The organism is Pseudescherichia sp. (genome assembly GCF_031998825.1).
In the GTDB taxonomy this organism is placed as follows: Bacteria; Pseudomonadota; Gammaproteobacteria; order Enterobacterales; family Enterobacteriaceae; genus Pseudescherichia.
The window spans coordinates 47,649-69,260 of record NZ_DAMACX010000018.1 but is presented as its reverse complement, the minus strand read 5'-3'; the positions used below and the strand labels follow the sequence as shown (position 1 = coordinate 69,260).

At 62.2% G+C, this 21,612-nt stretch carries 22 protein-coding genes; 16 read left to right on the top strand and 6 right to left on the bottom strand.

The features are described from left to right. Positions 1-4: 4 nt before the first annotated feature. The 3 genes from RTP97_RS10565 to uraH are packed head-to-tail and all read left to right on the top strand — an operon-like array spanning position 5 to position 2,188. Positions 5-1,387: a nucleobase:cation symporter-2 family protein gene (locus RTP97_RS10565; protein WP_312413376.1), complete on the top strand. Its 1,383-nt coding sequence runs from the start codon at positions 5-7 to the stop codon at positions 1,385-1,387. Beyond that, entirely contained in the window at positions 1,365-1,865 is a 501-nt protein-coding gene (gene uraD, locus RTP97_RS10560) for a 2-oxo-4-hydroxy-4-carboxy-5-ureidoimidazoline decarboxylase (RefSeq protein ID WP_312413373.1), read from the top strand. The genes RTP97_RS10565 and uraD overlap by 23 nt, the downstream gene beginning before the upstream one ends. Continuing rightward, positions 1,862-2,188, top strand: a complete 327-nt coding sequence (gene uraH, locus RTP97_RS10555) for a hydroxyisourate hydrolase (protein WP_312413370.1) — start codon at positions 1,862-1,864, stop codon at positions 2,186-2,188. Before uraD ends, uraH begins: the two co-directional genes overlap by 4 nt. Here uraH and guaD read toward each other — a convergent pair. Both guaD and RTP97_RS10545 read right to left on the bottom strand, forming a co-directional pair. Then, positions 2,168-3,493: a guanine deaminase gene (guaD, locus tag RTP97_RS10550; RefSeq protein WP_312413368.1), complete on the bottom strand. Its 1,326-nt coding sequence runs from the start codon at positions 3,491-3,493 to the stop codon at positions 2,168-2,170. The genes uraH and guaD overlap by 21 nt on opposite strands. 99 nt (positions 3,494-3,592) lie before the next feature. After that, positions 3,593-5,089, bottom strand: coding sequence for an NCS1 family nucleobase:cation symporter-1 (locus RTP97_RS10545; protein ID WP_312413366.1), 1,497 nt, complete (start codon positions 5,087-5,089; stop codon positions 3,593-3,595). A gap of 144 nt (positions 5,090-5,233) precedes the next feature. Here RTP97_RS10545 and RTP97_RS10540 point away from each other — a divergent pair, with 144 nt between their 5' ends. The 3 genes from RTP97_RS10540 to puuE are packed head-to-tail and all read left to right on the top strand — an operon-like array spanning position 5,234 to position 7,640. Then, positions 5,234-5,950, top strand: a complete 717-nt coding sequence (locus RTP97_RS10540; RefSeq protein ID WP_312413364.1) for a GntR family transcriptional regulator — start codon at positions 5,234-5,236, stop codon at positions 5,948-5,950. After that, complete coding sequence (hpxA, locus tag RTP97_RS10535; protein ID WP_312413361.1) at positions 5,950-6,693, top strand: allantoin racemase; 744 nt, start codon at positions 5,950-5,952, stop codon at positions 6,691-6,693. The genes RTP97_RS10540 and hpxA overlap by 1 nt, the downstream gene beginning before the upstream one ends. Positions 6,694-6,707: 14 nt before the next feature. Beyond that, positions 6,708-7,640, top strand: coding sequence for an allantoinase PuuE (gene puuE / locus RTP97_RS10530; RefSeq protein ID WP_312413358.1), 933 nt, complete (start codon positions 6,708-6,710; stop codon positions 7,638-7,640). 39 nt (positions 7,641-7,679) lie between these two features. Here puuE and hpxZ read toward each other — a convergent pair whose 3' ends face one another. Genes hpxZ through hpxW form a run of 4 tightly spaced genes read right to left on the bottom strand, consistent with a single transcriptional unit; the run spans position 7,680 to position 11,236 of the window. Further along, a complete protein-coding gene (gene hpxZ / locus RTP97_RS10525; RefSeq protein WP_312413355.1) occupies positions 7,680-8,066 on the bottom strand; it encodes an oxalurate catabolism protein HpxZ in 387 nt (128 codons plus the stop codon). Then, complete coding sequence (locus RTP97_RS10520) at positions 8,063-9,457, bottom strand: AtzE family amidohydrolase (protein WP_312413352.1); 1,395 nt, start codon at positions 9,455-9,457, stop codon at positions 8,063-8,065. The genes hpxZ and RTP97_RS10520 overlap by 4 nt, the downstream gene beginning before the upstream one ends. Further along, positions 9,454-9,642, bottom strand: coding sequence for an oxalurate catabolism protein HpxX (gene hpxX / locus RTP97_RS10515; RefSeq protein WP_312413350.1), 189 nt, complete (start codon positions 9,640-9,642; stop codon positions 9,454-9,456). Before hpxX ends, RTP97_RS10520 begins: the two co-directional genes overlap by 4 nt. Positions 9,643-9,652: 10 nt before the next feature. Then, positions 9,653-11,236 (bottom strand): oxamate amidohydrolase, encoded by a 1,584-nt coding sequence (gene hpxW / locus RTP97_RS10510; RefSeq protein ID WP_312413348.1) that lies wholly within the window; start codon positions 11,234-11,236, stop codon positions 9,653-9,655. Positions 11,237-11,366: 130 nt separating this feature from the next. On the opposite strand from hpxW, the gene hpxU reads away from it, so the two are divergent. From hpxU to RTP97_RS10460, 10 genes are all read left to right on the top strand, one after another. Continuing rightward, the gene (gene hpxU / locus RTP97_RS10505; RefSeq protein ID WP_312413347.1) at positions 11,367-12,206 is read left to right on the top strand and encodes a MurR/RpiR family transcriptional regulator HpxU; all 840 of its coding nucleotides are present in this window, start codon (positions 11,367-11,369) and stop codon (positions 12,204-12,206) included. A gap of 180 nt (positions 12,207-12,386) precedes the next feature. Then, positions 12,387-13,172 (top strand): transporter substrate-binding domain-containing protein, encoded by a 786-nt coding sequence (locus RTP97_RS10500; RefSeq protein WP_312413344.1) that lies wholly within the window; start codon positions 12,387-12,389, stop codon positions 13,170-13,172. 9 nt (positions 13,173-13,181) lie between these two features. Beyond that, positions 13,182-13,847, top strand: coding sequence for an amino acid ABC transporter permease (locus RTP97_RS10495; RefSeq protein WP_312413341.1), 666 nt, complete (start codon positions 13,182-13,184; stop codon positions 13,845-13,847). Next, positions 13,847-14,503, top strand: coding sequence for an amino acid ABC transporter permease (locus RTP97_RS10490; protein WP_312413397.1), 657 nt, complete (start codon positions 13,847-13,849; stop codon positions 14,501-14,503). Before RTP97_RS10495 ends, RTP97_RS10490 begins: the two co-directional genes overlap by 1 nt. Next, a complete protein-coding gene (locus tag RTP97_RS10485) occupies positions 14,484-15,221 on the top strand; it encodes an amino acid ABC transporter ATP-binding protein (protein WP_312413338.1) in 738 nt (245 codons plus the stop codon). The genes RTP97_RS10490 and RTP97_RS10485 overlap by 20 nt, the downstream gene beginning before the upstream one ends. Before the next feature lie 13 nt (positions 15,222-15,234). Further along, positions 15,235-16,476, top strand: a complete 1,242-nt coding sequence (locus RTP97_RS10480; RefSeq protein ID WP_312413335.1) for an alanine--glyoxylate aminotransferase family protein — start codon at positions 15,235-15,237, stop codon at positions 16,474-16,476. Then, the gene (gene hpxK / locus RTP97_RS10475; protein WP_312413334.1) at positions 16,473-17,714 is read left to right on the top strand and encodes an allantoate amidohydrolase; all 1,242 of its coding nucleotides are present in this window, start codon (positions 16,473-16,475) and stop codon (positions 17,712-17,714) included. The genes RTP97_RS10480 and hpxK overlap by 4 nt, the downstream gene beginning before the upstream one ends. A gap of 192 nt (positions 17,715-17,906) precedes the next feature. Continuing rightward, the gene (locus tag RTP97_RS10470) at positions 17,907-20,102 is read left to right on the top strand and encodes a TonB-dependent receptor (protein WP_312413331.1); all 2,196 of its coding nucleotides are present in this window, start codon (positions 17,907-17,909) and stop codon (positions 20,100-20,102) included. A gap of 11 nt (positions 20,103-20,113) precedes the next feature. Then, positions 20,114-21,112, top strand: a complete 999-nt coding sequence (locus RTP97_RS10465; protein WP_312413329.1) for an ABC transporter substrate-binding protein — start codon at positions 20,114-20,116, stop codon at positions 21,110-21,112. A gap of 3 nt (positions 21,113-21,115) precedes the next feature. Continuing rightward, positions 21,116-21,612 (top strand): iron chelate uptake ABC transporter family permease subunit (locus RTP97_RS10460; protein WP_312413326.1); only part of this gene is annotated, 497 nt, incomplete at its 3' end.

Here is a 21,612-nt window from a genome sequence, read left to right as displayed (position 1 = left end):
GACCATGTCTGATGAAAAGAACGGTACGCTGCTTTACGGCCTTGAGCAGCGGATCCCGCCGCTTCCGGCTTTTTTTAGTGCGCTACAGCACGTGCTGGCTGGGCTGGTGGGGATCATTACCCCGCCCCTGATAATCGGTGCCACCCTGGGGCTAGGGGAGTGGATGCCCTATCTCATCAGCATGTCGCTGCTGGCATCCGGTATCGGCACCTTTCTCCAGGCCAACCGCGTCTGGGGTATCGGTGCCGGGATGATCTGTATGCAGGGGACGAGCTTTGCTTTTCTCGGCGTAGCGATTGCCGGCGGGATGTGGGTCAAGGGGCAGGGCGGCAGCGCCCAGGATGTGATGGCTATGCTGTTTGGCGTTAACTTTGTTGCCGCGCTAGTACCGATCGTAGTCAGCCGCTTTATTGAGCCGTTGAAGAGGATTTTTACGCCGGTGATCACTGGCAGCGTCATCGCACTGATTGGAATTAGCCTGATCAAGGTCAGCGTTATCAACTGGTGCGGCGGCGAAGGGGCAAAGGATTTCGCCAGCATGAGCAATATCGCCCTTGGCGCGGGGACGCTGGGGATTATTGTTCTACTGAGCTGCGCGAAAAACCGCTGGCTGCGGCTCTCCTCGGTGGTAATTGGTATCGCCGCAGGCTGCGTGGGGGCGGCGCTGAGCGGTAATTTTCACCTCAGCGGCATCGGCGAGACCTGGTTCCGCGTCCCGGCGCTGTTTCCGTTTGGCTTCCAGTTCAACAGCGCTATCTTTTTGCCCATCGCCCTGGTCTCACTGGTCTGCATTCTTGAGGCGGTAGGCGATCTGACCGCCAACTGCCTGATCTCACGGCAGTCTATTGATGATGGCGCGTTCCGCTCCCGGCTAAAGGGCGGGATCCTTGCTGACGGTATTAGCTGCATGGTTGCCGCGATGCTCTGTGCTTTCCCTAACACCACCTTTGCGCAGAACAACGGCGTGATTCAGATGACCGGCGTCGCCAGCCGCTACGTCGGGCGCTATATCGGCGTTATCCTGATCCTGCTGGGGCTGTTTCCGCCCTTCGGTGAGGTCCTGCGCCAAATTCCAACCCCGGTACTGGGCGGAGCGACGATGGTAATGTTTGGCTGCGTAGTGGCCGCAGGGATCCGCATTATTACCCAGACGCCGCTTACCCGCCGGGATATGCTGATTATTGGCCTGGCGTTTGGCTTCGGGCTGGGCGTAGAGGCGGTTCCGACGTTCCTCACCCATTTCCCACCGATTATCGGCAACCTGTTTGGCTCGGCGGCGACCAGCGGTGGACTGGTAGCAATTGTGCTGAACCTGATTATTCCGGAAGAGAAACTGACCGCTGCGGCGGCGACAAGGAGCAGTGATGATCGCCCTCAAGCACTTTAATCAGCTGGATAACGACGCGGCGGCGGCCCTGATAGCGCCATGTGTGGCGATCCCGATGTGGGCGGCGGCGCTGGTGCAGGGACGTCCCTATGTGGATCTCCCTGCGCTGCTGAGCGCGGCGCGGGAGACCGCGCAGGCATGGGGCGAGGCAGAGCTGGCGCAGGCGCTCAGCGCCCACCCCCGGATCGGCGAGAAACCTGGCGGTCAGCAGGCCCATGCTGCGCTGTCACGCCAGGAGCAGGGGGCAGTTAACGCCAGCGACGCGCAACTTGCGCAGGCGTTAAGGGAGGGCAATGCCCGCTATGAAACGCGTTTTGGCCGGATATTCCTGATCCGTGCCAAAGGGCGCAGCGGCGAGGAGGTTCTGGCTGCCCTTGAGCAGCGTCTGAAAAACAGCGATGCGCAGGAGGTTGCCGAGTCGCTGGCACAGCTGCGTGAGATTACTCTATTACGACTGGAAGGAGCGATTAGCGAATGAGTACCCTGAGCACCCATATTCTGGATATCTCCACCGGCAAACCGGCGGCGGGCGTCACGGTTCGCCTCATGCAGGCAGAGCAGATCATCGCCAACCAGATAACCGATAGCAACGGCCGCATCGGCGAGTTTACCCCGGCGGCGCTGGCCCCGGGCCGCTACCGGCTGGTGGCCGAGACGGGAGCGTGGTTTGCCGCAGGCGGGCGGGAGACTATCTTCCCCTGCGCGCAGATCGATTTTGCAATCGCCGGGACGGCAGAGGCGCACTTCCATCTGCCGTTTCTCATCGCCCCCGGCGGCTGGTCAACCTACCGGGGAAGCTGAGGCCTGCCATACTCGCTCCCCATTGACCCAGGTCTCGCGAATATTGCGCTCGTCCCCCAGCGTCATCAGCACAAACAGCTGCTCGTAGATATCCTTGCAGCGGCTCACTCGCAGCCGCTGTAACGGCGTCACCGCCGGGTCAATCACCACAAAGTCAGCCTCCTTGCCCGGCTGGAAGTTGCCTATCTTCTCATCCAGGCGCAGGGCGTGCGCCCCGCCAAGGGTAGCGTGATAAAAGGCTTCGCTGGCGCGCAGACGATAGCTCTGCAGCTGGCCCACCTTATAAGCTTCTCCTAGCGTGCGCAGCATACTGAAGGTCGTGCCCGCGCCGACGTCGGTCCCGATACCCATCCGCACCCGGTTTTGCCAGCAGGCGGGCAGGCGGAACAGGCCGCTACCGAGGAACAGATTGGAGGTGGGACAGAAGGCCACCGCTGAACCGGTCTCATGCAGGCACTGCCACTCCCGATCCTCCAGATGAATACCGTGAGCAAAGAGGCTGCGCTCGCCGGTCAGCCCGTAGTGATGATAGACGTCCAGATAGCGCTCGTGCTCCGGCCAGAGATCCTTCACCCACGCCACCTCGTTTGGGTTTTCACTCAGGTGGGTCTGGAGCCAGGTGTCCGGAAACTCCTGACGCAGCTGGCGCACCGCCGACAGCAGTTCCGGCGTTGAGGTGGGGGCAAAGCGCGGCGTGATGGCGTAGCCAAGGCGGCCCTGCTGGTGCCAGCGCTGGATCAGCTCCCGGGTCTGCTGATAGCTCTCCCCAGCGGTTTCGGTCAGGTAGTCAGGCGTATGGCGATCCATCATCACCTTGCCGGCGATAAGCCGCATGTTGAGGCGCAGCGCCTCGCTAAACAGGGCGTTGACCGATTCGGGGTGCAGAGTACAAAACACCAGCGCGGTCGTGGTGCCGTGGCTTAGCAGCTGTCCGAGAAAAAATTCCGCTATCTCTTTGGCATAAGCCTCGTCGGAGAACTGGCTCTCGACCGGAAAGGTGTAGGTCGTCAGCCACTCCAGCAGCTGCTCGCCGAAGGCGCCGATCATCTCGGTCTGGGGGTAGTGCACGTGGGCATCGATAAAGCCGGGCAGCAGCAGCTTGCCGCTCTGGTCGGTGTAGCCTTGATGCGGATCGAGATACTGTTCGCCCTCCTGCCACGGCAGCAGCGCCTGAATTTGCCCCCCGGCAATAAACAGCACTCCGTCTGGAAGATAGCGCGCATGGCGGGCAATATCGTCGGCGCTGTCCGCTACCTGGGCAATATCAAAAAACGCGCCGCGAATCGCCGTATCGTAAGCAATCATAAGCTCTGCCTTCTCTTTTTTATTGTGGATGTAATGTATGAGCAAAATCAGTGCCAGGGTGGAGAGGGCTGCGGCAGGACGCCGCAGCCAGCTGGAAGGTTACTCTTTCTGGGCCATAACGCCTGCATTGAAACCTGCTGTGGATGCCACGGCAACTTCGTCGCGGGCCAGCCAGCGGTAGGCCACCGCACCCAGGAAGACGCCGATAAACCAGCTAAAGTTGGCGACCTCATGCAGCGCCGGGATAAAGCTGATCACCAAACCGATCGCTACCGACGGCACCAGCGCGGCGATGGCTTTAGGGTTAAAGCCGTTGCGGTACCAGTATTTGCCCTTCGGCGTAGCGTCAAAGAGATCGTCAACCGAGACCTGCCCGCGCTTGATGAGGTAGAAGTCAGCGATCAGAATGCCAAACAGCGGGCCAATAAAGGCACCCAGCACGTCCAGGGTGTAGTGGATCAGCTCCGGCGAGTTAAACAGATTCCACGGGGTGAGTAAGATCGAGCCGACGGCGGCAATCATCCCCCCGGTGCGGAAGCTGATTTTTTGCGGCGAGCAGTTAGAGAAGTCAAAGGCCGGAGAAACAAAGTTAGCCACAATGTTGATCCCGATAGTGGCAGTGATCATGGTCAGCAGGCCAATGGCGACCGCCAGATCGTTGCCGACGCGGCTGACGGTCTCAATCGGGTCGGTGATCATGCGGCCAAACAGCGACTGGGTTCCGGAGACGATCACCACCGTCACCACCGAGAAGAGCAGGAAGTTAAACGGCAGGCCCCAGCGATTACCGCGGCGGATCTCACCCATGCTCTTGCCGTAGCGCGAGAAGTCGCCGAAGTTGAGCAGCGGCCCGGAGAAGTAGGAGACCACCAGCGCGGTGGCGGTGATCATCTGCCAGGTCTGCTCTCCGGCGGTCAGGGATTTACTGGCGAGGGTAAAGGAGATCCCATCGAAGCCGGTCTTGTATACAATCCAGCCCGCCAGCGCCAGCATGACGACATAAACTGCCGGCCCGGCGATATCAATGAAGCGCTTGATGGCGCTCATGCCGTGCCAGAAGACCATCGCCTGTAACACCCACATAATAGCAAAGCTGATCCAACCAAGATGCGACAACCCGAGGAACGAGCCTGTGGTAAGGGCAGAGAGCGACGGCCAGAACTTCAGCGCCACCAGCATCAGCGCGTTAGCGGCCAGATAGGTCTGAATACCGTACCAGGCAAAGGCGATCAGGCCGCGGATCACAGCCGGAATATTTGCTCCAAAGACGCCGAACGCCTGGCGGCAGATCACCGCATAGGGCACGCCCGCCATCTGGCTGGGCTTCGCCACCAGGTTGGCGCACAGCTGCACAATGCAGATCCCTACTAACAGACAGAGCAGAACCTGCCAGCTCGCCAGCCCCAGAGTAAAGAAGCTCGCCGCCACCACATAGCCTCCCATGCTATGCACGTCCGACATCCAGAAAGAGAAGATGTTGTACCAGCTCCAGTTCTGGTCCCGCGTCGGGGCCAGATCCTCGTTGCAAAGCCGTGGGCTGTAGCCTGCGGTGGAGTCAGCGGCCTTAATCGATTGCACGTTTTGTCTATTTGGCATGAAACCTGCTCCTGTGAATAAAAGCGTTTTGAGATGGACTGCGGAGGGTGTTGCAGGATTTAGGCCAGAATGTTTATTTTTGTATACGAGACTTTATTTTTATGTATACGATTCGCTATCAAAAGGTTAATCCGGAGTGAAGTAATGCATAACGAAAACGGGCTGCAGGCCGCGTCAGCCCAGCAGGAGCGGGACGAATTGATCTATCAGGCGCTGATGACCGCCATCGTCGAACATCAGCTGCCGCCAGGAAGCAAACTGCCAGAGGAGGCGCTGGCAGAGGTGTTTGGCGTGAGCCGAACCGGCATCCGCAAAGTGCTGCAACGACTCGCCGCTGTGCAAATGGTCACCCTGACGCCCAAACGTGGTGCACAGGTTGCCAGCCCAACGGTAGAGGAGGCGCAGGATATTTTTCGTACCCGCGCCCTGCTGGAGGTCGCCAATCTACCCGACGTGCTGGCCCGCTGCCAGCCGCCGCATCTCGCGGCGCTGGAGGCCATTATTCAGCTGGAGCAGCAGGCGCATGAGACCTGGGACGGCCCGGCGGCGATCCGTTACTCCGCCGAGTTTCATATTCAGCTGCAGGCGATCTCCGGTAATCAGGTGCTGACCGAAACGGTGACCCGCCTCAGCCAGCGCTCTTCCTTAGTGATTGCCGCCTGGGGCGCGCCGTGGCGCCAGGGCTGCCGCTGTGACGATCATGAGCGGCTAGTGGAGCTGCTGCGGAAGAGGGCGCTTGCGCCGTTAAGTGCCGCTCTGACGCACCACTTTGAACATATTGTCGCCAGCCTGCGCTTTGAGCGTGCTGGCGTCACCCTGCCGGATTTTGCCCGGCTATTTGCCCAGTTTAAGGAGCAGTAATGTCGGCTATGCGTATTCAGGTTATTAACCCCAACACCAGCCAGGCAATGACCGAGACCATTGGCGCTGCCGCCAGGGCAGTAGCCGCGCCGGGGACGGAGATCGTGGCGGTCTGTCCCAGCGAGGGGGTGCCCTCCATCGAAGGCCATTTTGATGAGGCCATCGCCACCGTTGGCGTGCTGGAGCAGATCAAAGCCGGTCGCCAGCAGGGGGTAGATGGACATGTGATCGCCTGCTTTGGCGATCCGGGTCTGCTGGCGGCCCGCGAGCTGGCTCAGGGGCCGGTGATTGGCATTGCCGAGGCGGCGATGCATATGGCGACCCTGGTCGCCACCCGCTTCTCTATTGTCACCACGCTGCCGCGCACATTGATCATCGCCCGGCATCTGCTGCACCAGTATGGTTTCTACGACCACTGCGCCGCACTGCACGCCATCGATCTGCCGGTGCTGGCGCTGGAAGACGGCAGCGGGCGGGCGCAGGAGCGGGTACGCGAGGGCTGCATCCGGGCGCTGAAAGAGGATGGCTGCGGCGCGATTGTGCTGGGCTGTGGCGGGATGGCGACGCTGGCCCAGGAGCTGACCCGCGAGCTGCGCGTACCGGTGATCGACGGCGTCAGCGCGGCGGTGAAGATGGTGGAGTCGCTGGTGGCGCTGGGCCTCTCCACCAGCAAGCAGGGCGATCTCGCCTTCCCGGAAGCCAAGGCCCTGAGCGGCAAATTTCAGGCACTGAACCCATTTTAACTGAGGGATCCGCAATGACCTTTTTAGACGATGACTACCCCCGCGACCTGCGTGGCTACGCTGGCAATCCACCCCATGCGCAGTGGCCGCAGCGGGCGCGGATTGCCGTCCAGTTCGTGCTGAACTACGAGGAGGGGGCAGAGAATCACGTTCTGCACGGCGATGCCGGATCCGAGCAGTTTCTCTCTGATATTATCGGGGCCGCCAGCTATCCGGATCGGCATATGTCGATGGACTCGCTCTATGAGTACGGCAGTCGCGCCGGGTTCTGGCGCATCCATAACGAGTTCCGCAGGCGGGGCCTGCCGCTCACCGTCTTTGGCGTGGCGATGGCGCTGGCCCGTCAGCCGGACATTGTCGCGGCGATCAAGGCGGCGGACTATGACGTCGTAAGCCACGGTTGGCGCTGGATCCACTATCAGAGTATGGATATTAACCAGGAGCGCCAGCATCTGCACAACGCGGTGCAGGTGTTGACCGATCTGTTCGGTAAAGCACCTACCGGCTGGTATACCGGACGTGACAGCCCCAACACTCGCCAGCTGGTGGCCGAGCATGGCGGCTTTGACTACGACAGCGACTACTACGGCGACGACCTGCCTTTCTGGACCGAAGTGCCGTGCAGCGACGGCTCACACCGGCCGCACCTGATTGTTCCCTATACCCTCGATGCCAACGATATGCGCTTTGCCACCGCTCAGGGGTTTAACACCGCCGAGCAGTTTTATACCTATCTAAAGGACAGTTTTGACGTGCTGTACGAGGAGGGAGAGAGTGCGCCGAAGATGATGTCCATCGGCATGCACTGCCGTCTGCTGGGCCGTCCGGGACGCTTCCGTGCCCTGCAGCGCTTCCTCGATTATATCCAGCAGCACGACCGCGTCTGGGTCTGCACCCGCCAGCAGATTGCCGATCATTGGCGGGAGAAACACCCGTTTCAGAAATAGTAGTAGGCCGGGCAAACGTAGTGCCGCCCGGCGTTACGGTTAGCTCATCACGCTCACCTGCGCGGCAACGATGCGCCAGCCGTAGGGGAAGCGCACCCAGGTCTGCTGCTGGCGGCCAATACGATCGCCGCCTGCGCGGGTGAACTCGGTACTACATACCGCGTAGTCCTCACCAAAGGTGGTAATGACCGTGTTACGCAGCTCGCGCTGTAATCCTGTAGCGGGACGGGTGGCGCGGAAGTCGCGGATGGCCTCAATGCCGTAGAGGTTCTCCCCGGCGCCCAGCCGCACGGTGCGGGCGTCGTGCCAGAACAGTTCGTCCAGCACCTCAACGTCATTGCTTACCAGCGCCTCTTCGTACCGGTAGAAGGCGGCGGTAACCTCGGCGAGCACCAGAGGACGGTTTATATCATCCAGATGTATCATGCTAGCTCCTTAGGATAAGCATCGGCGATGCCCTGTTGTTCCAGCACTCGCGCGGCGCGCAGGCAGGCCTGTTCATTAAACGGGGCGGCAATGAGCTGTAAACCTGTCGGCAGCCCGCTGCGGCCGCGCAGCGGCACCGTGGTCACCGGCAAACCTAAAAACGAGATCGGCTGGGTCAGCATCCCCATGCTGGCGCGGATAGGCAGCGGCTGGCCGTTAATCATCATCGTCTGATCGCCAATCGGCGTCGCGCTGCGTGGGGTTGCCGGGGCGATCAGCACATCGGCATGATTGAACAGCGCCCTGAAGGCCTGCTGGGCGTGGCGGCGAAAGCGCTGGGCCTGCACGTACCAGGCGGAGGGGATCATCGCCCCGGCCAGCAGACGCTCCCGGGAGTGCGGCTCAAAGCGCGCCGGCTCGCGGCGCAGGGCGGGGAGATAGTGATTTCCCCCCTCGGAGGCGCTGATAATAAACGCCGCCGAGCGCGACAGCTCTGCCTCCGGGAAAATCAGCTCCTCGTGGGCGTCAAGGGCGCGTGCGGCACGGCCTAGCGCCTCCCGGGCGTCGTCATCGCACCATGTCGTGAAGTAGCCGCCGAGCACCGCGCAGCGCAGCCCCGCCAGCCCGCGATCCAGCAGCAGCGTTGTCCGCTCGCTGGCGTAGTTGCGCTGGAAACCGTCGTCGGGGTCCCGCCCCTGTAGCGCATCGTACACCGCCGCCAAATCATCAACCCGACGGGCAAAGGGGCCGATATGGTCAAGGCTGGCAACGAAGGGATGCGTGCCCGCGCGGGAAAGACGGCCAAAGGTGGGCTTCAACCCAAAGATGCCGCACAGGGAGGCGGGGACGCGGATCGAGCCGTTGGTATCGCTGCCGAGAGAGAAGTGCACCAGTCCGGCGGCTACCGATGCCGCCGATCCGCCGGAGGAGCCGCCCGCAATGCGCGTCAGGTCGTGCGGATTGCGCGTCGCGCCGTAGTGGCTGTTCTCGGTGGTGAAGCCGTAGGCGTAGGCGTCCATGTTCAGCATCCCGGAGAGCAGCCCCCCGGCGCGCTTAAGCTGGCGCACCGCAAAGCCGTCGCGTGCGGCAGCGGGGCGATCGCTGAACAGCTGCGCCCCGGCGAGAGTAGCGTGCCCGGCTACGTCAAAGAGGTTTTTCACCGCGTAGGGAACGCCCGCCAGCGGGGGCAGGGGCTGCCCGTCCCGACGCAGGGTATCGATATGCTCCGCTTCCGCCAGCATCCGCGTTTCGGTCACCGCCGTCCAGGCGTTGATCTGCGGATTCACCCGGGCAATATCATCCAGCGTCTGGCGGGCAATCTCCCCGGCGCTTATGGCCCCGCTGGCCAGCCCCTGCTGGATATCGTTAATACTCATCTCGTTAAGCGTCATGCTTTGTAGACTCCTGCAATCTCCAGTCGATCGTCGAGGGGAAAGGCCATCAGCGGCTCGGCCATGGCGGCGATGCGGCTGAACTGCATCTCCAGCTCGGCACGGCGGGCGTCGTCCAGCTCCAGGTCGAGGAGCTGGGTCATCTGCGCCAGGTAAGTGGCCCAGTCGGACTGTGCGTTACTCATCATTTTCTCCTTAAAAACCGGCGGCCGAGCCGTTGCTGCGCGGATCGGCTGCGCCCTCAAACAGGCCGTTGGGATGGCGAACGATTGCCCCGGCATGGCCCATCGCCTCGCTGTAATCAGGCAGCACTTCTACCTCATGGCCCAGCGCGCGCAGGCGAGCAATGCTCTCGGGTAAAAAGCGTCCTTCAAGCTTCAGCGAATCCGAGGTCTGCCCCCAGGTGCGCCCCAGCAGCCAACGTGGCCGGGAGATGCTCTCCTGCAGCGGCACGCCCTGTAGAATGTAGCGGGTGAAGATCGCCGCCTGGGTCTGCGGCTGGCCGTCGCCGCCCATCGAACCGTAAACCATCACCCGGCCATCGCTAAGGCGTGCAGCGGCGGGGTTGAGAGTATGAAACGGCTGCTTGCCCGGCGCCAACGCCAGCAGGTGTGCCGGATCGAGGCTGAACGAAGCGCCACGGTTTTGCCAGACTATCCCGGTATCGGGAAGCACTACGCCGCTGCCGAACTCATGGTAAAGGCTTTGAATAAAGGAGACCGCCAGCCCGCTCTTATCCATCGTCCCCATCCACACGGTGTCGCCTGGGCCTTTACCTGCCCCCCAGGGGGCGGCACGGCTGTCGTCCACCCGATCGGCCAGCGGCTGTAGCGCCGCAGGATCGAGCAGGCTCTGGATGTCGGTATCGAGATGGCGGGGATCGGTGATGTGCGCATCCCGCAGGCGAAAGGCCAGCTTGGTGGCCTCGGCGATGCGGTGCACGGTTTGGGCCTCATCGGCCTCGGCCATATTCAGCCGGTCGGTGATGCCGAGGATGGCCAGCGACACCAGCCCCTGGGTGGGCGGAGCCAGGTTCCACAGCTCGCCGTGCTGGTGCTGAAGCCTGAGCGGCTGCGGACGGCGGGCGCGATGCTGGTGCAGATCGGCAAGGGTAACAGGGAGTCCGTACTTTGCCATGCCCTCAGCCATTCGCTCCGCTAGCGGACCGCGATAAAAGCTCTCCAGTCCCTCCTCAACCAGCCGTTGCAGGGTAGACGCGAGGGCGGGCTGGTGGAAGCGGCTGCCGGCAACCGGCGGCTCACCGTTGACCAGATAGGTCTCCGCAAAGCCGGGCAGGTGGCGCAGCTCCGCTAACTTACTGGCGGTGGCGTTGGCCTGAGATTGCGTAACCGGGATCCCGTCTGCGGCATAGCCGATAGCGTCCGCCAGCAGGCGCGCGAGCGGCAGCGCCTTGCCGGTCAGCGACTGGGACAGCTTCAGCGCCTCCTCCCAGCCGCTGACGGTACCGGCAACGGTCAGCGCCGCGCGAGGGCCACGGTGCGGGATCTGCGTGAGATCGCGATAGGCCGCGGGGGTGGCGAGCGAACCCGCTGCGCCGCTGGCGTCGATGGCAATAGGATCTCCCTCCGGCGGGACGATAAGCCAGAAACCATCGCCGCCGAGGCCGTTCATATGGGGGTAGACCACGGCAATGGAGGCGGCAGCGGCCACCATCGCCTCAATGGCGCTGCCGCCTTCGCGTAATATGGCAAGCGCGCTCTGGCTTGCCAGATGGTGGGGGGCAACGGCCATGCCGTGCGTGGAGACATTACTTTGCATGAAGCGTCCTCGTAACCCTGAAAGTCACAAGGTGCTGCAAAAGCTGTTCCAGTTCTGAAAGAAAAGTTTCAGTAAACTGGCACGTATAATGAAAGGTAGAATGTAATGAAACAAAAGTTACAGAGGCCCTATGGAACAGCTTGATGAACGCCTGAAAGGACAATATGCGTCGCTATCACCCCAGGAGCAGCGGGTGGCGAACTTTATTTTCGATCACTTTGACGATCTGATCGGCTACAACAGCGCCGAGCTGGCGCAGCTTAGCGGGGTATCGAAGGCGACGGTGAGCCGCCTGTTTAAGCGCCTGGGATACGAGAAGTATAAGGACATGCGCGACGAGCTGCGTACCCTGCGCCAGAGCGGCATGCCGCTGACCGATAACCGAGATGCGGTGCAGGGCAACACACTGCTGGCCCGCCACTATAAGCAGGAGATGGCGAACCTGACCCAGTGGGTCAACGCCCTGGACCCACAGCAGTTTGCCGAGACGATCGCCGCCATGGTCACCGCCCGACGAATTGTGATTATCGGCATGCGTAACGCCTATCCGGCAGCGCTGCACCTGCGCCAGCAGCTGTTGCAGGCCCGCGGCCAGGTACTGGTTCTGCCGCAGCCGGGGCAGAGTCTGAGCGAGGAGCTGGTGGATCTCACTCCCGACGATCTGGTGATTGTGATGGCGTTTCGCCGCCGCCCGCGCATTATCCGCCCGCTGCTCCAGCAGCTGCAGGCCGACAACGTCCCGGTGGTGCTGATGTGCGAGCCGCAGGCGCACGGCCTGCTGCCGCTGGCGCGCTGGCAGCTCTGCACCCCGCTGGACAGCGTCTCTGCCTATGACAGCTACGCGGCGGTAAATAGCCTGATCAACCTGCTGGCCAATGCCTTTTTGCATGAAATTCTCGATAAGGGGCGGCCGCGCATTCACAACATCGCCACCCTCTATCAGCAGCTGGACGAGCTGGAGCAGCGATAATGGGGCACCATGCTGGGGTTTGGCACTGTTTTGGTGCGTTCAGGCGCAGCTTACCTTCTCGTTTCTGATGGTTGTTTAAGCAGTTACCGCTGATTTACCGGTTATCCGTACCTGGCACATTAGTTGCAAAAGTCTATTTATAGAATCTTTTGTTTCATGCTAACGTAACGGGTAAACACCATGAAAAAACTGTTGATCGCACTGGCCGGGGCCGCTGTTCTGTTAACTCACCTGTCGGCAGCGCAGGCCGACCAGCTACAGGATATTGAGAAACGCGGCACGCTTCGTGTCGCTGTTCCGCAAGACTTCCCGCCCTTTGGCTCGGTAGGGACCGATCTCCAGCCCCAGGGCTACGACATCGATATGGCGCGCTACCTTGCCAAAGAGATGAAGCTCAAGCTGCAGCTGGTTCCCGTAACCAGCGCCAACCGGGTGCCCTATCTGCAAACGGACAAGGTGGATCTGGTGATCTCCAGCCTCGGTAAAAACGCCGAGCGTGAAAAGGTGATTGATTTCAGCCGTGCCTACGCGCCTTTCTTCCTTGGGGTCTTCGGTCCAAAAGGCGCTGAGCTGAAGGACGCCGCAGGGCTGAGCGGTAAAACCATCGGCGTCACCCGCGGTGCGGTCGAAGATATGGTGCTGACCGGCATTGCACCGAAAGAGGCGCAGGTGAAGCGCTACGAGGATAACAACACCACCCTGTCAGCGTATCTCTCGGGCCAGGTAGAGTACGTTGCTACCGGCAACCTCGTCGTGGCGGCCATCTCCCGGCAAAACGCGGACAAAGCGCCGGTGCCGAGCTTTATGCTGAAAGATTCACCCTGTTTTATTGGCCTGAAGAAGAACGAGCCGGCGCTGAAGGCGAAGGTTGACGCGCTGATCGAGCAGGGCGTGAAGGATGGCACCCTGAACAAACTCTCTGAGCAGTGGATGAAAGCCCCGCTGCCGGCAAGCCTTGGCGTGTAAGGCCGGTTAATGACTGAACAACTTCACTTTTCTGAGCTCTGGCCGCACTGGCCCGAGCTGCTGGCGGGACTGTGGATCACCGTACAACTCACGGTGATGGCGACGGCGGGAGGCCTGGCGTTGGGTATTCTCGGAGCCGCCATTCGCAGCGGCCGTCCGTCGTGGCTCAGCCGCATCTGGGGTGCGTACGTGGAGCTGATCCGCAATACGCCCTTTGTCGTACAGCTGTTCTTTATTGTTTTTGGCCTGCCCAATATGGGCCTCAAAATGACGGCGGGAGAGGCTGCGCTGCTGGCGATGGTGGTCAACCTGGGGGCCTACAGCACCGAGATCGTACGTGCCGGGATCCAGGTTACCCCGAAGGGGCAGTGGGAGGCAGGGCGGGTGCTGGGCCTGACCCGCGTCCAGACCTTTATCCGCATCGTGCTGCCGCCCGCGCTACAGCGTATCTACCCGGCGCTGGTCAGCCAGTGCATCATCGTCATGCTGGGATCGTCGGTGGTATCGCAGGTCTCATATGAGGAGCTGACCTTTGCCGCCAACCTGATCCAGTCCCGGACCTTTCTGAGCTTCGAGGTCTATCTGGTCACGGCTGGGATCTACTTAATTCTGTCGATCGCCATGCGCCAGCTGCTGCTGGCGGCGGGGCGGAGATGGCTGGGAGTGCAGGCATGATGAACACCTTTACCGACTGGGACATTATCCGCAACCTGCTGCTGGCCGGGCGCTGGACGGTGCTGCTCTCGCTGGTGGCGTTTACCGGCGGCGCGCTGGTGACGCTGCCGCTCCTGCTGCTGCGCCTGACCGGCGGGCGGCAGGTGAAGCGCCTGATCCGCGGCTATGTCGAGCTGTTCCAGGGGACACCGCTGCTGATGCAGCTGTTTCTGGCCTTCTTCGGCGTGGCGATGTTTGGTATCGACGTCTCACCCTGGACGGCGGCCTCGCTAGCGCTGACGCTCTATACCAGCGCTTTCTTGCTCGATATCTGGTTTGGCAGCATTCGCGCCCTGCCGAAAGGGCAGTGGGAAGCGTCACGCTGCCTGGGGCTGAGCTTTGGCCAGACCCTCTGGCGGGTGGTCGCCCCGCAGGCGCTACGCATTGCCATTGCCCCGACGGTGGGCTTTGCCGTGCAGGTGATCAAAGGCACGGCGCTGGCGTCAATCATCGGCTTCGTCGACCTGACCAAGGCCGGGACGATGCTGACCAACGTCACCTATCAGCCATTTAAAGTCTTTGCGCTGGTGGCGCTGGGCTACTTCATTCTGTGCTACCCGCTGTCCCGCTACAGCCGCTATCTGGAGAATAAATTCAATGCCTCTCATCACCATTAATCAGATGCAGAAGTACTACGGTGATAACCACGTGCTTAAGGGCGTCGATCTGGATATCGATATGGGCGAGGTGATCTCTATTATCGGCCGCAGCGGATCGGGTAAAAGCACGCTGCTGCGCTGCATCAACGGCCTGGAGGGTTACCAGGAGGGGAGCATCAAGCTGGGCGGCATGACCATCACCGATCGGGATTCACAGGCGCGGGAGATCAGCCGCTCCATCGGCATGGTGTTCCAGAACTTCAACCTGTTCCCGCACATGACGGCGCTGGAGAACGTGATGCTGGCCCCGCGCCGGGTGCTGAAAAAGAGCGCCGCCGAGTGCCGCGAGCTGGCGCAAAAGATGCTGGAGAAGGTGGGGCTGGGCGACCGGCTGGACTACTACCCCTCCAGCCTCTCCGGCGGCCAGCAGCAGCGCGTGGCGATTGCCCGTGCGCTGGCGATGTCGCCGAAGGTGTTACTCTGCGACGAGATCACCTCGGCGCTCGATCCGGAGCTGGTGGGCGAGGTGCTCAAGGTGCTGGAGCAGCTGGCAGCAGAGGGGATGACGCTGATTCTGGTGACGCATGAAATGAATTTTGCCCGCGAAGTGGGCGACCGCGTGGTGTTTATGCATCAGGGGAAGGTGTGGGAGCAGGGCGACAGCAAAGCGCTGTTCGCCGATCCGCAGACCACCGAGCTGAAACAGTTTATCTCCTCCGTACGCGGCCTCAACTAATAAGGACTTAAAAATGGATATCGCGCAATTTTCGCAAATCAATCCACCCCAGCGCCTGCTGATGGGGCCGGGGCCCATCAACGCCGATCCGCGCGTGCTGCGCGCCATGTCGAGCCAGCTTGTCGGCCAGTACGATCCGGCTATGACCCACTACATGAATGAGGTGATGGCCCTCTATCGCGGCGTGTTCCGCACCGACAACCGCTGGACGATGCTGGTGGACGGCACCTCGCGGGCGGGAATTGAGGCTATCCTGGTCTCGGCGATCCGTCCCGGTGACAAAGTGCTGGTGCCGGTATTTGGCCGCTTTGGTCATCTGCTGTGTGAGATCGCCCGCCGCTGCCGGGCAGAGGTGCATACCATTGAGGTGCCGTGGGGCGAGGTCTTTACCCCCGACCAGATCGAGGACGCCATCAAGCGGGTGCGCCCGCGCCTGCTGCTGACGGTGCAGGGTGATACCTCCACCACCATGCTCCAGCCGCTCGCCGAGCTGGGAGATATCTGCCGCCGTCACGACGTGCTGTTCTATACCGACGCCACCGCCTCGCTGGGGGGCAACGCCCTGGAGAGCGATGCCTGGGGGCTGGACGCGGTCTCGGCGGGGATGCAGAAGTGCCTCGGCGGCCCGTCCGGCACCTCACCCATCACCCTCAGCCCACGCATGGAGGAGGTTATCCGCCGCCGCAAATGCGTCGAGGAGGGGATCCGTACTGCTGACCATCGCGACGGTGATGAGGAGATGATCTACTCCAACTACTTCGACCTCGGCATGGTGATGGACTACTGGGGGCCGGAGCGCCTGAACCATCACACCGAAGCCACCTCGGCGCTGTTTGCCGCTCGGGAGTGCGCGCGCCTGATCCTCCAGGAGGGGCTGGATAACGGCATCGCCCGCCATAAGCTGCACGGCGAGGCGCTGCTGGCGGGCATCCAGGCGATGGGGCTGGAGACCTTCGGCGACCTGAAGCACAAGATGAACAACGTACTGGGCGTAGCGATCCCGCAGGGGATCAACGGCGACCAGCTGCGCAAGCTGATGCTGGAGGATTTCGGCATTGAGATCGGCACCTCCTTTGGCCCGCTGCATGGCAAGGTATGGCGCATCGGCACCATGGGCTATAACGCCCGCAAAGATTGCGTGATGACCACCCTGAGCGCGCTGGAGTCGGTGCTTAACTATCTCAAGTTCTCTACTGTTCAGGGTGCAGCCATGCAGGCGGCGTGGGATCGCTATCACAGAGAGCGTCCGCTATGAGCCAGCCAGCACGCCAGCAGGCGGAGCGGGTGATGGCCCGCGCGGATGAGCTGGCCGCCATCAGCGAAACCCCGGATGCCCTGACCCGGATCTACCTCTCCCCCCAGCATCTGCTGGCCAACCAGCGGGTAGCGCAGTGGATGGCGGAGGCCGGAATGATCGTCTGGCAGGATAGCGTGGGCAATATCTGCGGCCGCTACGAGGGCGAGCAGGAGGGGGCTCCGGCAGTTCTGTTAGGCTCGCATCTGGATACCGTGCGCAACGCCGGACGCTATGACGGCATGCTCGGGGTGCTGACGGCCATTGAGGTGGTGCAGAGCCTGCACCGGCAGGGGCAGCGGCTGGCGAAGGCGATTGAGATCGTGGGTTTTTGCGATGAGGAGGGGACGCGGTTTGGCATCACCCTGCTCGGCAGCCGTGGCCTGACGGGGACATGGCCGGCGCAGTGGCTGACGCAGAGCGATGCCAGCGGCGTGAGCGTGGCGCAGGCGATGGTGTTGGCCGGGCTGGATCCGGCCCGCATTGCGCAGGCAGCACGTCGTAGAGAAGAAATTGCCGCCTATCTGGAGCTGCATATCGAGCAGGGGCCCTGTCTGGAGCAGGCGGGGCTGGCGCTGGGGGTCGTTGAGGCGATCAACGGCGCGCGCCGCCTGAACTGCCGCTTTATCGGCGAGGCGGGCCATGCGGGCACCGTGCCGATGGCTCAGCGTAAAGATGCTCTGGCCGCCGCCGCCGAGTGGATGGTGGCTGTAGAGAGCACCACCCGTGAACGGGGCGGCAACCTGGTTGCCACGGTAGGCACGCTGGGTTGCCTGCCGGGAGCGGTCAACGTTATTCCTGGCGAGGTGATGCTGTCGCTGGATATTCGCGGGCCGCAGGACGCGCCGCTGGATGCCTTGCTGGATGAGCTGCTGACCCTGGCGCAGGCTATCGTCGCCCGCCGGGGGCTGACGTTCAGCGCCGAGGAGTTCTACCGCATCGCCGCTACCCCTTGCGATCTACGTCTACAGAGCCTGCTTACCGATGCGGTACACCAGACGCAGGGTGCGTCGCTGTCGCTGCCCAGCGGAGCCGGGCATGACGCCATCGCCATGGCCGAACGCTGGCCGGTAGGGATGCTCTTTGTGCGCTGCAAGAGTGGTATCAGCCACCATCCGGCGGAGTCGGTGGAGAGTGACGACGTCGCGCAGGCCATTACGGCGTTTAGCTATGCGGTGACTGCCCTGGCGAGCGTTTAACCAGCCTGGATCCGACACATCGAGAGGGGCTCACCCTCTCTGCTTTCCCTGCGTAATCATCACCCTCCCCAACTAAATCCCATTAATCACAAAGGGTTACATACATTCATATCATGAATAGCTGTGATCCAAATCAACTTTGTACTACCATGCCAACCGTAATATAAAACTTTACATAACGATGGCAGTTTAATGAATAACAGCATAAAAATGGCAGTGGTCTTGCCGCTTATCACCCCCCTCGCATCACTCAGCGCCCGCGCGGCAGATGCCATTACTGATACATCACATGAATCTGAAGAGCAGATCGTCGTCACCGGGAACAGTGCCGCTCGCTCTGCCGCCCCGGCGGGCGCGGGCTTTAAAACCTCAGATATCGACCTCGGTCCGCTGGGTAACCGCTCCTGGGTAGAGACGCCATACTCCACTACCACCGTGACGCGGGAGATGATCGATAACCAGCAGGCCAAAAGCGTCAGCGAGCTGCTGAAGTACTCTCCCAGCACCCAGATGCAGGCTCGCGGCGGCATGGACGTCGGCCGTCCACAGAGCCGCGGGATGCAGGGCAGCGTGGTGGCTAACAGCCGTCTCGACGGGCTGAACGTCGTCTCTACCACCGCCTTCCCGGTAGAGATGCTGGAGCGCCTCGACGTGCTCAACAGCCTGACCGGAGCGCTCTACGGCCCGGCCAGCCCGGCGGGGCAGTTTAACTTTGTTGCCAAACGTCCCACAGAGCAGACCCTGAACCGCGTCACCCTCGGCTACCAGAGCCGCAGCGCGGTCAACGGCCACGTCGATCTGGGCGGCCATCTCGACGACGATAAACGCTTCGGCTACCGCGTCAATCTGCTGGATGAAGAGGGCGAGGGCAACGTCGCCGACAGCACCCTGCGCCGCAAGCTGGCGTCCGTGGCGCTGGACTGGAATATCCAGCCGGGTACTCAGCTACAGCTTGATGCCAGCCACTATGAATTCGTACAGAAGGGCTATCCGGGCAGCTTCAGCTACGGGCCGGGGATTAAGCTCCCCTCGGCGCCGGATCCGAAAGATAACAACCTCGCCCTCAGTACGGCGGGTAACGATCTGACTACCGATACCCTCAGCACCCGCCTCATCCACTATCTTAACGATGACTGGTCCCTGACGACGGGCGTCGGCTGGCAGCAGGCGGACCGCGCCATGCGCTCCGTCTCCAGCACCATTCTTAACGACAGCGGTGATATCAAGCGCTCAATCAGCGACTCCAGCGCGGCGGGCCGCTTCCGCGTGCTGAGCAACACCACGACCCTTAACGGCCACGTCGACACCGGCACCGTGGGTCACGATCTGTCGCTCTCTACTACCGGCTACGTCTGGTCGATCTACGCCGCCCGAGGCAAAAGCACGGCCTGGCAGCTGGGCACCACCAACATGTACGACCCGTCACCGCTGAGCGAGCCGGGCAACGGGCGGATCAATACCGGCGGCGCACGCTATAAGTCGAGCGAGAATACCCAGCAGAGCGTGACCCTTGGCGACACGGTGACCCTCACGCCGCAGTGGTCGGCGATGTTCTACCTGAGCCAGAGCTGGCTCCAGACGCAGAACTACAACGCCCAGGGGCAGCAGACCAGCGAAATCAACGAGGATGGTTTAAGCCCGAACGTCGCCCTGATGTACAAAATCACCCCGACGCTGATGGCCTACGTCAGCTACGCCGACTCGCTGGAGCAGGGCGGCACCGCGCCAACCAGCACCGGCACGACGACGATCAAAAACGCCGGCCAGACGCTGGATCCCTATCGCAGCCAGCAGTATGAAGCGGGCCTGAAGGCGGACCTCGGCGATCTCAATCTTGGCGCAGCGCTGTTCCGCCTCGAACGCCCCTTTGCCTACGTCGATGCCAACGACATGGTCTACAAGGAGCAGGGGAATCAGGTCAACAATGGCCTGGAGCTGACCGCTACCGGCCACCTCTGGCAGGGGCTGAATATCTACAGCGGCGTCACCTTCCTCGATCCGCAGCTGAAAGATACCGTCTCCGACAGCACCAGCAACAAGCGGGTGGTCGGCGTGCCGAAGGTGCAGGCCAACCTGCTGGCGGAGTACAGCTTCCCGTCGCAGCCGCAGTGGGTCTACAGCGCCAATCTACACTACACCGGCAAGCGGGCGGCGAATGACACCAACACCTCGTGGGCGGACAGCTACACCACCCTGGATCTCGGCACCCGCTACACCACGCGTATCAGCACCGTCCCAACCACCCTGCGCGTGGCGGTGAACAACGTCACGGATGAGCATTACTGGGCCTCTATCTTCCCGTCGGGTACCGACGGCGACGGCGGTTCACCCAGCGCCTTCCTCGGCGGCGGCCGTGAAGTGCGCGCCTCCGTCACCTTCGACTTCTAATGGAACAACGGATGAAACGAACCCGACTCCTTCCGGCGCTGGCGTTGGCCCTTAGCGCTCTCACAACCGGCGGCCTGCGGGCCGCCACGGGGCACAGCGACGTGCGCATCGCCTCGCCGTGGCCTGCGCAAAACACCATCATCGCCATGCTGGGCTATGGGGAGAACATCGTCGGCACCTCGATGGTGGCTAAGCAGATCCCGCTTTTTCGTCAGAGCCTGCCGCACATCGTCGACGTACCGCCGGTGAGCATGTCAGGCAGCCACGAGGTTAATCCGGAGCAGATTATTGCCCTCGGCACTCAGCTGCTGTTCGTGGCGAAAAACATGAGCGTGCCGCAGCCGGAGATGCTGGCCCAGGCAGGAGTGCGCGTGCTGGCGTACGAGGCTAACTCCATGCCAGCGCTTACCCGCCGCGTGCAGCAGACCGCCGACGCGCTGGGGCCGGATGCCCAGGAGCGGGCGCAGCGCTATCAGCGCTACTTCGAGCGCAATGCGGCGCTGGTGCGGGAGCGGCTGAAGGATCTCCCTGTCAGCGCGCGGGTTACGGTCTACCACAGCATGGGGAACCCGCTGACCACCACCGGCCGCCCGTCTCTTAACCAGGACTGGATGGATCTCGCCGGGGCGAAAAACGTGGCGGAGAGCTGGTTCGGCGTGAAGAAAAACAGTGCTGGCGAGGTGGCGCTGGAGCGCGTCGTGGCCGCCAACCCGGCGGTAATTGTGGCGATGAACCGCCGCGACGCCGACGCCATTATGGCTTCGCCGCAGTGGGCGAGCGTGGATGCGGTGGTGCACCATCGCGTCTATACCAACCCAAAAGGGATGTTTTGGTGGTGCCGCGAGACCAGCGAAGAGGCATTGCAGTTCCTGTGGCTGGCGAAAACGCTCTATCCGGCGCGTTTTGCCGACGTTGATATGGTGAAGGAGACGCGGGATTTCTATCGCGACTTCTTTGGCCTTTCGCTTAGCGACGCCCAGGCTGCGGCGATCCTCACCCCGCCGAGGTAGAGCATGACGGCTACAGAACTGACCGCCGCAGACGCCCAGGCCATTAGCCGTCGCTATCGCCAGCTGCTGCACCGTCGTCTGCTGCTGGCAGGGACCATCGTCCTGGCGATTGCCGCTGCGCTGCTGTGCGACATTACCCTCGGCCCCTCCGGGATGCCTTTCCACCAGCTCTGGCTGGGCATTTTCGATCCGGGCGAGGTTAGCCCTGGGGTACGCACCATCGTGCGGGAGATCCGCCTGCCTTATGCTCTGATGGCGCTGCTGGTGGGCATGGCGCTGGGCCTGGCGGGGGCGGAGATGCAGACCATCCTCAATAACCCGCTCGCCAGCCCCTTTACCCTCGGCGTCTCCTCGGCGGCGGCCTTTGGCGCGGCGCTGGGGATCGTATTTGGCATCGGTATTCCCGGCCTCAGCGAGACCTGGCTTATCCCGGCCAACGCCTTTGTGTTTGCCTTGCTCTCGGCTCTGCTGCTCGACGGCGTGACCCGCTGGTCGCGGGT

Excerpts from the sequence above, each read along its gene's own strand:
- RTP97_RS10565 (WP_312413376.1), top strand. The coding sequence starts at position 5 with ATGTCTGATGAAAAGAACGGTACGCTGCTTTACGGCCTTGAGCAGCGG.
- uraD (WP_312413373.1), top strand. The coding sequence starts at position 1,365 with ATGATCGCCCTCAAGCACTTTAATCAGCTGGATAACGACGCGGCGGCG.
- uraH (WP_312413370.1), top strand. The coding sequence starts at position 1,862 with ATGAGTACCCTGAGCACCCATATTCTGGATATCTCCACCGGCAAACCG.
- guaD (WP_312413368.1), bottom strand. The coding sequence starts at position 3,493 with ATGATTGCTTACGATACGGCGATTCGCGGCGCGTTTTTTGATATTGCC.
- RTP97_RS10545 (WP_312413366.1), bottom strand. The coding sequence starts at position 5,089 with ATGCCAAATAGACAAAACGTGCAATCGATTAAGGCCGCTGACTCCACC.
- RTP97_RS10540 (WP_312413364.1), top strand. The coding sequence starts at position 5,234 with ATGCATAACGAAAACGGGCTGCAGGCCGCGTCAGCCCAGCAGGAGCGG.
- hpxA (WP_312413361.1), top strand. The coding sequence starts at position 5,950 with ATGTCGGCTATGCGTATTCAGGTTATTAACCCCAACACCAGCCAGGCA.
- puuE (WP_312413358.1), top strand. The coding sequence starts at position 6,708 with ATGACCTTTTTAGACGATGACTACCCCCGCGACCTGCGTGGCTACGCT.
- hpxZ (WP_312413355.1), bottom strand. The coding sequence starts at position 8,066 with ATGATACATCTGGATGATATAAACCGTCCTCTGGTGCTCGCCGAGGTT.
- RTP97_RS10520 (WP_312413352.1), bottom strand. The coding sequence starts at position 9,457 with ATGACGCTTAACGAGATGAGTATTAACGATATCCAGCAGGGGCTGGCC.
- hpxX (WP_312413350.1), bottom strand. The coding sequence starts at position 9,642 with ATGAGTAACGCACAGTCCGACTGGGCCACTTACCTGGCGCAGATGACC.
- hpxW (WP_312413348.1), bottom strand. The coding sequence starts at position 11,236 with ATGCAAAGTAATGTCTCCACGCACGGCATGGCCGTTGCCCCCCACCAT.
- hpxU (WP_312413347.1), top strand. The coding sequence starts at position 11,367 with ATGGAACAGCTTGATGAACGCCTGAAAGGACAATATGCGTCGCTATCA.
- RTP97_RS10500 (WP_312413344.1), top strand. The coding sequence starts at position 12,387 with ATGAAAAAACTGTTGATCGCACTGGCCGGGGCCGCTGTTCTGTTAACT.
- RTP97_RS10495 (WP_312413341.1), top strand. The coding sequence starts at position 13,182 with ATGACTGAACAACTTCACTTTTCTGAGCTCTGGCCGCACTGGCCCGAG.
- RTP97_RS10490 (WP_312413397.1), top strand. The coding sequence starts at position 13,847 with ATGAACACCTTTACCGACTGGGACATTATCCGCAACCTGCTGCTGGCC.
- RTP97_RS10485 (WP_312413338.1), top strand. The coding sequence starts at position 14,484 with ATGCCTCTCATCACCATTAATCAGATGCAGAAGTACTACGGTGATAAC.
- RTP97_RS10480 (WP_312413335.1), top strand. The coding sequence starts at position 15,235 with ATGGATATCGCGCAATTTTCGCAAATCAATCCACCCCAGCGCCTGCTG.
- hpxK (WP_312413334.1), top strand. The coding sequence starts at position 16,473 with ATGAGCCAGCCAGCACGCCAGCAGGCGGAGCGGGTGATGGCCCGCGCG.
- RTP97_RS10470 (WP_312413331.1), top strand. The coding sequence starts at position 17,907 with ATGAATAACAGCATAAAAATGGCAGTGGTCTTGCCGCTTATCACCCCC.
- RTP97_RS10465 (WP_312413329.1), top strand. The coding sequence starts at position 20,114 with ATGAAACGAACCCGACTCCTTCCGGCGCTGGCGTTGGCCCTTAGCGCT.